Consider the following 11,014-nt stretch of genomic DNA (forward strand, 5'->3'; position numbering starts at 1 on the left):
CTGGACACGGAACCGGGGGTAGATAAGCGCTCGGCACAGGATATGGTCGCCGAAATCGGGGTAGAGATGGGTCAGTTTCCGTCGCATAAACATCTCTGTTCCTGGGGGGGTATTAGTCCTGGGAACAACGAAAGTGGGGGCAAGCGCCGCAGTGGGCGAACCACCAAAGGCAACAAATGGCTGAAAGCGATCTTGGTGGAATGTGGGCATGCTGCCGGACGGACTAAGAACACCTATCTGGGATCACAATATGCTCGTCTTGCCAGCCGCAAAGGGAAGAAGCGAGCAGCAGTCGCGGTGGGCCACAGCATTCTGGAAGGTGCCTATTTCATCATCCGAGACAAAGTGCCTCACCGCGAGTTGGGCGTCAACTACCTTAACGAAATCAACAAAAAGCATATCATCCGCCACCATGTCCGTCGGCTCGAAAGCCTGGGACTCAAAGTCGATATTCAAGGACTCCCGCTGGTAGCATAATGACCACTACGGGGGGTTATTTTCAAGGGAGAAAACCCGAGGGTCGCCCAAGCCTATCATCCCCGAATGATGCTCAAGATCCTGCTTTATGCTTAGAGCCAGAAGATGCCTTCTAGCCGGGTCATGGCCACAAGGTGGGTTTGAGGATGTAGTCTTTAGGGGGCTTTTGGGCACGCAAGAAGCCCGACTTTCGCCCCATGAGTAACTTTGGCAAGAATAACCTCCAAGGGCTGAAGAAGTTGTTCAAGCAAGTGGTGCAGCTTGACCCCAGCTTGGGGAGGGTAAGCCTGGGGCTGCTAGCCCTAGAGGGGACCAAGGCGAAGGCAGCAACCAGGCCCTAGGGTATGGTATAATCTTTTCAAAATACAGAACGGTCGTTCACCCGTAGCACCGCTAGGGGAGCATGGGCGCTGAGAAAGCCTCAAACCTCGGGCTCTATCAGCTCGGCTGGGAGAGCTATTGGAGACACAGGCGAGGGGCTGACCCTCGGAACCTGAACTGGGTAATGCCAGCGTAGGGAAGCGGTAAGAAAAAAACCGCTTTCTCTATAGCGAAAGCGGTTTTTAGTTTTTGCGGCCCAAATATCTCAAATATTTCAAAGGAGGAACAAGAAGTGGAAATCTTCTATCCAATCAGTGAAAAGGACATCACCAGGGCCATCGTGAGAGGATTCTTGAAGCAGTTTGAGGAGTACGCCGACTCCGACTATATAATCGTAGGAGGTGGGCCCAGTGGCCTGATGGCTGGCCGTGAGCTGGCCCGTAAGGGGAATAGGGTTCTCATCGTTGAGCGAAACAACTACCTGGGCGGTGGATTCTGGATCGGCGGCTACCTCATGAACAAGGTCACTCTCCGGGCACCGGCCCAGCAGGTCTTGGATGAATTGGGGGTACCTTACGAGGAGTACATCAAGGGCCTCTATGTAGCCGACGGTCCCCATGCCTGTTCCAAGCTTATCGCTGCTGCTTGCGATGCCGGAGTGAAGTTTGCCAACATGACCACCTTCGACGATGTGGTAGTACGAGACAACAAGCGTGTGGCTGGAGTGGTGGTTAACTGGACCCCCGTTACTGCCCTGCCGCGGGAGATCACTTGTGTGGACCCGGTGGCCCTGGAGGCCAAGATGGTCCTGGACTGCACCGGCCACGATGCCTGCGTGGTCAAGAAAATGGAGGAACGCGGCCTGGCCAAGACGGTAGGCTATGGAGCCATGTGGGTGAACCGTTCCGAAGATCTGGTGGTAGAGCACACTGGCGTTCTGCTGCCAGGCCTGGTGGTGGCCGGTATGGCCGTTTCTGCTACTTATGGTCTGCCGCGTATGGGCCCTACCTTTGGAGCCATGCTGCTGTCCGGGAAGAAGGCAGCAGAGGCAGCCGAAAAAGGTCTTGAGGAGCTGGCCGCCTAGCCAGGTCAGGGTGGAATCCCTATTGGATTCTTTTCTTACACTGATTATCATTCAGGGCTGCACCTTCGAATGATGAAAATAGGGAATCTATTTTCTACCTACTATCATTATGTGGCCAGCACCCGCGAATCGTGAAAATATTACGACTTGGCGGAGAGGCATTGATTCCTTTTGGTAAGCCAGATGAATAACCATAACAGGAAAGATAGGATATGCCTTTATGATGAACCTCGGGTGGAGGTCTTCCGGGTAGAGGAAATAGCTGCTGCCCTACAACGATGGCTCCCGAGCTTCCCAGTAGAGTTAAGGGACGATTTTTTTGCCTTCCACCTGCGTCAGCTCTCTGCCGAAGCACGAGAGCAGAGCCTGGATAGCCTGGCCCGGGCCCTGGCCGAGGCACGGGTGCGAGATCCCTTTTCTCCCCCGCCTTCCCCCAGAGAGATCCCCAACCCTGATCCTCTGCCTGGGGAGATCGACTATGAGCGCCGACGACTAACAGAATCCAGCCACCGGGCCTTCGGCATCCTTTATGATGGGTACGAGCTTCTAAGCATCATGCGCGAACTCATCCCGGCAGAGGAAACCGGGCTGCGCACTCTTCACCTGGCTTTCACTAACCAACTACTGGGAACGTGGGATGATACTGATGGCCACTACCATGCCCGGGTGGGGATCTTTGGTCATCCGGCCCTGATCTCCATCCCGGGACTGGTGGAGGCCCCGGCCCGGCCTCGCTCCTACTACCTCCTCAGACAACAATACCAGGCCCTGGGCTTTCCAGAAGCGGAAGAAGCGGCTCTGGCCACCGCCACCCCTGGAGAAGAACCCCGCTGGTTAGAGCACGACGACCCTCGGTTGACCGAAGCCCTGAAAGGCTATGCTCTGCAGGCAGCCCTTTATGTCCTGACAGGTGAAGCCTTCTGTCCAGAACTAAACTGCTGTCTGTACAACGCCCACTGGCAGGAGGAGCTGATCAGGGCCCAGTTATCTCCCTCCCCTGCCCTCTGCCCGCGGCACCAGAGAGTGCTGGAGAGACTGGCGACGGCACCCGAGTGGGAAAGGTGGTGACAGCGGGTGAAGAATATCTTGACATAGGCCGAACGGTGCGGTAAACTACGCATGTAGTTAAAATATCTCGAGCTAGGCGAGCAAAAAGTGCGTCCATAGCGCTGATGGACAGCATGAGAAAAGAGACAATGTAATGCCTTTGTTGCCCAATCATGAAAGCGCAATAATTGATCCTTTGAAATTGAGGGACTATATATTATCACTAACACACCCTGTAGGAAGATTCAAAGCCAAATTCTTTCAACAGGCTGGTTACGTTCAAAGATCTTGGCAAACTTTAGAGAAAGATGTTAAAGAACAACATCTTTTAAAAGATGCCAGGAAAGGAGAGCCCTCTCCCTTTGGACAGAAATATGAGATAACGGCTCCATTAAAAGGTCCAAACTCAGTTGTTATCGTTGTAACTTCAATATGGATTATCTTAAACGGAGAAGACACGCCGAGATTGGTAACCATTGTCCCAGGAGGTTAAGACAAATGAAGTTCAAGTTGCTCGAAACAGTCGTGTTAACTAAAGATCTTAAGCAGTATGGTCTGAAAAGGGGTGATTTAGGAGCGATTGTTGAAATCTACGGATCTCATAATTATGAGGTTGAGTTTGTAACTGCTGACGGACACACCCAAGCGCTGGTTGAACTGAATGAAAGAGATCTTCGTCCTGTAGAATCAAGGGACATAGTTTCTGTGAGGTCCCTACAAGCGACAGTGTGAACTTACATAAGGAGATAGGATAACCATTTACCAACTTCACCCAGGGCATCCAATTGGTGGAGCTGGTGGGATTTGAACCCACGACCTCTTCGCTGCCAGCGAAGCGCGCTTCCCCTGCGCCACAGCCCCACACCTATCTTTGCCACTCTATGATGGAAGAGTCCTTCCACAGCCTTTCCAGTTGATAGTAGTCCCGCTGTTCGGCTGAAAATACATGCACCACTACATCCAGATAGTCCAGAAGAACCCATCCACTCTGACCATCACCCTCCACTCTAACTGGCCGGTAGCCCTCCTTTTCCAGACTCTCCTGGATAAACTCGGAGATGCTCTGAACCTGAATTACATTCAAACCGCTACAGATTATGAAGTAATCGGTGATGATCAGCCTTTTCTCAACATCCAGAATGAGAATGTTTTCGGCTTTTTTCTCCAGAGCCGCTCTAGCTACCTGTATGGCTAGCTCTTTAGAATCCAGCAAACACCTACTCCTTATAGGTGAATATTCTTATGTGTCCAAACTTTTTGGTCCTGAGACTACTGTGGATCAGTAACCCTTCACGAAATCCTAGATAATTGGGGTAGTCTTTCCGCCCGCCAAAGAGATACCTTTATGAGACCTTGTTCTCCCTCCAGGCCTCTTCCTATTGTACCATTATTTTCCCCATACTCAAGATACCCCATTGAAGATCAGTCCGGCCTGGGAAGTCTTTCTTCTACTCGCGGGAGAAGAGGAAATTTGAGGTGTGGCTCTGCCTGATACCAGTAGGCGGTGCTGGAGTAGTCATCTGAGCGACGGTTAGCATGGCCGTGCTCGATGGTGACGCGGATGGATTTCTGGAAGACAATAGGGTCTTCAATGTGGAAACGATACAGCGAGATTTTGCCCGACCAATTGTCTCCCCCGGGCATGGTGATACCATGATAGGGTGCCGTGTATACTTCACATGGACACCACGAGGTGTTGAAGTAATCCTCGGTGCCGGTCCCGTGCAGTGACGGGGGGAACGGTTCGCCGTCAATAAAGATCATGTCGTCGCCTTCGCCGTACCAGTTCCAAGCGTCGGTGAGACGCAAGTTGTGGATATTCAGGTTGCATCCCACGTAGTGTCCCTGACCCTCGGCCTCCAAAATCACATAGTTGCCTTCGCCAGTGGTGTTCTCGCCACCGAACTCAAATTCCTCGTTGGTCATCCCCTCGTCGGAGATGCCATCGCATGGGTTCTGCCGACGCCACTGCGCGTGGAAGCGCCCCATCCCTTCCAGCGGCTGCTTGTAGGCGTGATAGTCGATGTAATAATAAAACAGGACCTCTTCGCTGGAACACTCGCTGGTTACCACCATCCTCGCCCCACTCGCAAACGGCATAGGGAAGAAGCAATTGAAACCTTTGCCATCTTGCGGGCTCATCTGCAACGGGAGCGATGCAAAGTTGCGCGTTTGGGCGTGACCAATACCGAAGAAGTCGCCTAGCGGCACCTCTACGCTGGCGTGCTCCTCGCCGTCCCACCACATGCGCAGGATGATCTTACGCAGATAGTTGGGCTCCTCGCAAGCAATCGTCACCCAGATGTGCTTAATACAGCCGCACCCAGATATATCCGCCAGTTCCGCGGTGTCGCTAGGCGGGATGTGCAGCCGGTCGTCGTTGCCGCCGGTGCGATCCCAGCTCGAGACACGTTTAGAAGTGTAGGTACGCAGAAGAGGCAGCCCGGCTAGGGGACTTTCGCCTGCCCCGTTGAAAGAAATGGAATTGGGAGTCATAGATAGTCCTTTCTACTAATCCGATGGAGAGAGCTCGCAACGAGCTCTCTCTTTCTCTTTAAGAGTTAGTTCCTTACCAAACTGATATTGTTGACCCCGCCGTCAGCCGCGTAGGTGTCAAACCAGTTCAGATCGCAGTCACCGGCCGGTATGTAGATGTTGAAGCCTTGCTCGCTGGCGTTCAAGGTGAAAGTGTTGCCCGCTTCCCAGTGGCAAAGGTATCCGAGCCGCCACCGCGATGGTTCTCGACTTCCACCCGCCACAGTTTAGGGACGGTAGCTGCTGCTGGCCACATTCAATGTGACATGCATCAGCCACACATTATACGGCGTCCAGTATGATAAGACAAAGTACACGTCTCGCCCGCTGCTGTACCATGGGTGGAAGAAGAGAGCATACACGTCGTCGTCGTCCGAGTCAGTATCACCGATAATGAAGATTTCGTCGCTCCACGGACCCGTGAGGTTGAGCGCCGTGCGCATGACGATCCGGTTCGTATGTTCGTTGCGATAGACCATGAGCCACTCGCCCACGTAATCGTTCCAGGTGACCGATAACTCGCCCACAGGGGCCGGCACCACGCACGTGGCCGCGCCCATGTCGTTGGTTACCCAAGAGCCGCTGTTCCAGAACTGCCAATCATAAAGGGTGAGGATCTTGTTCTCCAGCACACGTCCCAACTTGGCACACTCAAAGCGGCCGCCGGGGATACCAAAGGCGTATATGTAGCCGCCATTCTTCACCAGCGCCACCTGACCGAAGGCATTGTTGCCCTGCCATTGCGACCCTGCTGGTTTGTTCCAGTTCCAACCACCGTCCTCGGAGTACGCCCAGCCGGAGTTAGCCAAGGTCCACTCGCCGGGCACGCCCCAGTAGTTGACGGACATGTAGTGCAGATACATGCGATCACCGACCGAGACTCCGTTGGTGCCGATGGTGGTGATAACGCCGGAATCGTCGAGGAGTAACTCCTTGGCATGGTTGGCGCTGTCGGTGATCCAGCCGCCAAAGCTGAGCCCGTCGCCGGGCGTTGTGTCGGTAGTCCAAGCCATGGTGGTGCTGCGCCAATCGTTGCCCTGGTCACGACCGATGCCATAGCCGGCAAAGGTGTCACCAAAGGACAGAAAGACGATGCCCTTGTGATCGAACATGCTACCCAGATCAGTTCCCCAAATGCTGGCCGTGGCATTGGTGTTATTGATGGACGGATCGCCGGTGAGCTGAGCAACCCGATACACGTTACTCACCGATGCTAACCCGACCCTAGGCGGTCGATCCAGGGGAGCTCTATTGGAATTTTCCCCCAGCAGGGCAATGAGCGTCAGGACTATCAGCAGAGCTGCAGCGACGCCCAGCAAAGCTAGGGTTTTCTTCAAATACCCCACAAGAGGACCTCCTTTTCTTCAACAATTGACCCAAAAGCATTTCGCTCTTCAACAGTCGAGGGGGACACGAGATTTGAGAGACCAGAAGTGAAACGTTGATTGAGTATCGAGTTGAAGGTTGAATCCATAGCATCACCTCCATTCGCTACAAATTTGTCAAAGGCGGTGGCGCAACACACGTTATCCCTTCAACCCCGACATCTTCACGCTGCGCACGATGAAACGCTGCAAGCTGAAAAAGAGTATCAGCGTGGGTAAGATAGCCACCGTAGAAGCCGCCATGATCAGGTTCCAGGCGCTCCCTTGCTCGCCGGCAAAGGACTGGATACCAACCTGAACGACCCGCATCTTCTGACTACTGGTAGCAATCAGGGGCCAGAGAAAAGCGTCCCAGTTAGCCAGAAAGAAGAACACAGCCAAGGCTGCCAAAATAGGGCGCGCCAGCGGCAGGGCGATGTGGAAGAAAACCCCGATCCGCGAAGCACCATCAATGCGAGCAGCGTCCTCTAATTCACGCGGCACACCGAGGAAGAACTGGCGCAACCAGAAGATCCCGAAAGCATGGGGGATGGCCGGCACGATGAGCGCCCAGTAGGTATCAATCCAGCCCAGTGCCTTCACCAGCAGCACCAGCGGGATCATGATGGTATAGAAGGGGATCATCAACGTGCTGAGGATGCCGATGAAGATAACCTTGCGTCCGGGAAATCTCAACCGAGCCAGGGCATAGCCAGCCATGGCGTGCAGGAGGAGAGCCACCAGTGTGACCGTGGTCGATACGAAGAAAGAGTTCCACATATAACGAGCGAAGGGAACGACCTGGAATACCTCAATAAAGTGCTCAAGACTCGGATTCTGCGAGATCAGTACCGGTGGGTACCGGAAAATCTCATCGACCGGCTTGAAGGCGCTGGACACCATCCAGACGAAGGGGAAGATGAAAATCAATGCAATCACGATCAACGCGAAGTAATATAGCGTGTTGCCCGCTATGTGAAGTGCACGGTTGCGCATAAACTCTCCTTAGAACCGACCTAATCAGCCTCGCCAGCGCGGAAGTAGTGAAGCTGGATCAGGGTAAGGATCAGAATGATCCCGAAGAGAACAAAGGACATGGCCGCCGCATGACCAAACCTCCAGAACCGGAAGGCTTGTTCGTAGATGTACATCAACAACGTGTAGGTGGAATAAGCCGGTCCGCCGCGGGTGAGCACGTAGATTTGGTCAAAGGCCTGCAACGAGTTGATAGTTAAGATGGCGATGACGAAGAAGCTGGTGGGTTTCAGTAGCGGCATGATGATGTATCTAAATAAAGCCCAGGGACCCGCGCTATCGATGATAGCAGCCTCAAAGTACTCCCGCGGGATGTCCTGAATCCCGGCCAGCAAGATGATCATGAAGTAGCCCGCGGACTTCCAGATGGTAACAATCAAGATCGAGAACATGGCTGTCTGCACGGAACCGAGCCATTGTGATTTAGGGAGACCAAAGGTCTGGAGGACAAAGTTGAGGAAGCCGTAGGAAGGTGCAAACATGAAGCGCCAAACGATAGAAGCCACGACTAACGAGATAGCTACCGGCATAAAGTAGCTGGTCCGGAAGAAAGTGCTGCCCCACGCCTTCCTGTTCAAAAGTAACGCCAGGGTCAGGCTCAACACGTAGGCCGTAGGGACAAAGCCCAAGGTATATTTGACCGTACGCAGCAGAGAGTCGACGAAGCGCTGATCGCGCAAGAGGACCGCATAGTTCTTAACACCTATGAATTCGGCGGTGGTAAAACCGTCCCACTTGTTTAGACTGACGTAGAAAGCAAAGAGCATAGGCCCCACAACGAACACCAGCAAGCCCAAAACATCAGGCAAAAGAAACAAATAGCCAACAACGATCTCCTCAAGTCGATCCCGGCTCAACTTCTTATGGGTCTGAGTAGCAGCCCTGGTGTCAGCTTCGACCGCTTGCTTAAGCATCGCCATCGTCTACTCCCTAACCCAGACAAGCCGGAACCAAAAAGTGAATCATAAGCGTTCAGCTATCAGCTATCAGTTAGTAGTCAGAATTCAGTAGCCAGTAGTCAGTAAGGGGTGGAGCTCGTGCAGCGAAGCTATCTTCTGACCCTGTGGGTGCAAGTCCCACCGTTGCAATTCCCAGTTTGGCAACGTAGTTATACCCGGCAGTCGATAGGGGTGACCCAGCGACTGAAAGCCCGGAAGTAAAAGCCTTCTATAGGGAGGCGAGCAACCAGGAGGGCCGTAGCGAGAGCGAGCGTGCCCAGCCAAGCTTTAACCTACTTACGGGTGCGATATTGTTAGGTATCAAGTCCCGTCATGGTAACTACCAGGAGGCCATGTAGCTGATTCCCGGCGTCAGGAGAGATCCGGGCGTCGAAGCGGAATGACAAAGTACTCTGTAAGGAGGCGAGCAAATCCACAGTCCGTACCATAAAGGGAATCCTGCCGCATCGTAACGTTACTATCCCCGAAAGGGTATGAGGGAGCCGAGCCCCGTTGCTTTGGGCGAAGGCCACAGACAGCAGGAAGAACCTGGGACAGCACTGCTGATAATCCCTCCGGTGTATGGGGAGCGGAATGTGGTGACAGTAGGTTAAGGAACTGGGGAGATCCTCCTCAGCAGTCCTTAAAGGGACAATTTCATCATATAAGGTGAAGCCGAAGTTGATGGAAGCTGAGAGGAAGTCGGAGGAGGCCATAAGGTAGCCATAATGGTAGAGGACAGCATAACCCTACCTAGCCAAGGGCCTCTAATTCAGCCAAGTTTTCTTAGGAGGTAAGTGCGAGGGCATGTCGCAAGACCAACAACCCCCAGATAAAGTACGACAACTCCAACGGAAACTATATATGGCGGCCAAGAGGAGTGAGACCAGGAGGTTTCATGCGCTCTACGACCGGATATATCGGCTGGATGTTCTTAGGGCAGGTTGGGAGATGGTAAAGAGGAATAAGGGGGCGGCTGGAGTAGACCACAAGACGATTCAGGAGATTGAAGAAGCGGGAGTGGAAAATCTCCTGCGGAATCTCCAAAGAGAGTTAAAGCAGGGAAGCTACCAGCCCCAACCGCTAAAAGGGGTCCTTATTCCCAAGCCCGATGGTAGACAGAGAAGATTGGGCGTTCCTGTTATCAAGGATCGGATAGTTCAAACGGCAACCAAGCTCCTCCTGGAGGCTATATTCGAAGCTGATTTCTGTCAATGCTCCTATGGCTATAGGCCCAAGAGGAAAGCACAGACAGTGATCGAAAAGATACGCCAGGACATCAATAGGGGCAGCAATTGGGTGCTAGAGGTGGACATTCAGAGTTTCTTTGATAACGTGGATCATGAAATTCTCCTAAACCTCATTTCCCGTAGAGTGAGTGACCGTCGAGTGACCAAGCTGATAAGGAAGTGGCTAAAGGCAGGAGTGATGCAGGAAGGTCACTATGAGCCAAGTGAGGTAGGAACCCCCCAAGGGTCACCCATTTCCCCCTTGCTCAGCAATATCTATCTTCATTACCTGGATCGGATCTGGATCCAGAGGTGCCAGAGCATTGGAGCTCTATATAGATGGGCCGATGACATGGTAGTTCTGTGTCGGAAGAGCCAGGAGGCCAGAGAAGCAAAGAGAAGGATAGAGCTGGTGTTAAAGCGACTGCGACTCACCTTACATCCAGAAAAGACCGAGATAATCAGTCTGTGGGATGGTAAGGGAGGATTTGACTTTCTCGGATTCCACTTCAGGAAAGTGCGGTTCCGAAAAGACCATAGGCTCTTCTTTGTTTATCGCTGGCCTAGCCAGAAGGCGCTGAAGAGGATCAGGGAGCAAATCAGGGAGATTACCACCAAGCGATTCAATTTAAGTAAGAAGGTGGACAAGGTGATCAAAGAGCTTAATCCAGTGCTTAGAGGATGGGGGCAGTATTTCCGGATAGGAAACTCATCCAAGCAGTTCGGGCAGATTGACCAGTATGTAAGAAGGCGCCTAGTCCTGTACTGCAATCGTAAGGCTGGAGGAAGAGGATGGGGGAAGCACTATACCCTAGATTGGTTCAGAAAGATAGGTCTTTACGAACTAACGGGAACTATAGCACATTCAGCATAACGTAGAGCACTCGAATGCCGGATAAAGAAGGCTGTCTGGAAGCCGTGTGAAGGAGAGTGCGCCGTGGAGGACTCATGGCTTGTAGGTGAAAGTCCTACTCCAGGAATTGC

12 protein-coding genes, 1 tRNA gene and 1 riboswitch are annotated in these 11,014 nt (G+C 52.9%); of the genes, 6 read left to right on the forward strand and 7 right to left on the reverse strand.

The window, feature by feature from the left end:
* The 5 genes from HW443_RS07060 to HW443_RS07080 form a co-directional block, all read left to right on the forward strand.
* Positions 1 to 477 (forward strand): transposase (locus HW443_RS07060; protein ID WP_176238016.1); only part of this gene is annotated, 477 nt, incomplete at its 5' end.
* Between the two features lie 385 nt (positions 478 to 862).
* Positions 863 to 1,014, forward strand: a riboswitch (TPP riboswitch).
* A 76-nt stretch (positions 1,015 to 1,090) separates the two neighbouring features.
* Positions 1,091 to 1,882: a sulfide-dependent adenosine diphosphate thiazole synthase gene (locus HW443_RS07065; protein ID WP_176231443.1), complete on the forward strand. Its 792-nt coding sequence runs from the start codon at positions 1,091 to 1,093 to the stop codon at positions 1,880 to 1,882.
* A gap of 183 nt (positions 1,883 to 2,065) precedes the next feature.
* A complete protein-coding gene (locus HW443_RS07070) occupies positions 2,066 to 2,950 on the forward strand; it encodes a DUF7001 family protein (RefSeq protein WP_176231442.1) in 885 nt (294 codons plus the stop codon).
* A 133-nt stretch (positions 2,951 to 3,083) separates the two neighbouring features.
* Complete coding sequence (locus tag HW443_RS07075) at positions 3,084 to 3,422, forward strand: DUF6883 domain-containing protein (protein WP_176231441.1); 339 nt, start codon at positions 3,084 to 3,086, stop codon at positions 3,420 to 3,422.
* A gap of 5 nt (positions 3,423 to 3,427) precedes the next feature.
* The gene (locus HW443_RS07080; protein WP_176226276.1) at positions 3,428 to 3,661 is read left to right on the forward strand and encodes a DUF4926 domain-containing protein; all 234 of its coding nucleotides are present in this window, start codon (positions 3,428 to 3,430) and stop codon (positions 3,659 to 3,661) included.
* Between the two features lie 54 nt (positions 3,662 to 3,715).
* On the opposite strand, the gene HW443_RS07085 is transcribed toward HW443_RS07080, so the two are convergent.
* From HW443_RS07085 to HW443_RS07115, 7 genes are all read right to left on the reverse strand, one after another.
* A tRNA-Ala gene (locus tag HW443_RS07085) sits at positions 3,716 to 3,790 on the reverse strand.
* A gap of 4 nt (positions 3,791 to 3,794) precedes the next feature.
* Positions 3,795 to 4,142, reverse strand: coding sequence for a ribosome silencing factor (gene rsfS, locus HW443_RS07090; RefSeq protein WP_246273266.1), 348 nt, complete (start codon positions 4,140 to 4,142; stop codon positions 3,795 to 3,797).
* Positions 4,143 to 4,351: 209 nt separating this feature from the next.
* Positions 4,352 to 5,425 (reverse strand): glycoside hydrolase family 172 protein, encoded by a 1,074-nt coding sequence (locus HW443_RS07095; protein ID WP_176231440.1) that lies wholly within the window; start codon positions 5,423 to 5,425, stop codon positions 4,352 to 4,354.
* A gap of 266 nt (positions 5,426 to 5,691) precedes the next feature.
* Positions 5,692 to 6,810 (reverse strand): DUF4185 domain-containing protein, encoded by a 1,119-nt coding sequence (locus HW443_RS07100; protein ID WP_176231439.1) that lies wholly within the window; start codon positions 6,808 to 6,810, stop codon positions 5,692 to 5,694.
* A 180-nt stretch (positions 6,811 to 6,990) separates the two neighbouring features.
* Positions 6,991 to 7,824: a carbohydrate ABC transporter permease gene (locus tag HW443_RS07105; protein ID WP_176231438.1), complete on the reverse strand. Its 834-nt coding sequence runs from the start codon at positions 7,822 to 7,824 to the stop codon at positions 6,991 to 6,993.
* A 20-nt stretch (positions 7,825 to 7,844) separates the two neighbouring features.
* On the reverse strand, positions 7,845 to 8,783 hold the full coding sequence (locus tag HW443_RS07110; protein WP_176231437.1) for a carbohydrate ABC transporter permease: 939 nt from the start codon (positions 8,781 to 8,783) through the stop codon (positions 7,845 to 7,847).
* Positions 8,784 to 9,115: 332 nt separating this feature from the next.
* Positions 9,116 to 9,517: a hypothetical protein gene (locus HW443_RS07115; RefSeq protein WP_176231994.1), complete on the reverse strand. Its 402-nt coding sequence runs from the start codon at positions 9,515 to 9,517 to the stop codon at positions 9,116 to 9,118.
* Positions 9,518 to 9,608: 91 nt separating this feature from the next.
* Between HW443_RS07115 and ltrA the strand changes: the two genes are divergently transcribed.
* On the forward strand, positions 9,609 to 10,904 hold the full coding sequence (gene ltrA / locus HW443_RS07120; protein ID WP_176238018.1) for a group II intron reverse transcriptase/maturase: 1,296 nt from the start codon (positions 9,609 to 9,611) through the stop codon (positions 10,902 to 10,904).
* Positions 10,905 to 11,014 lie beyond the last annotated feature (110 nt).

Origin of the sequence: Candidatus Hakubella thermalkaliphila (genome assembly GCF_013281975.1) — a bacterium.
Taxonomy (GTDB): domain Bacteria; phylum Actinomycetota; class Humimicrobiia; order Hakubellales; family Hakubellaceae; genus Hakubella; species Hakubella thermalkaliphila.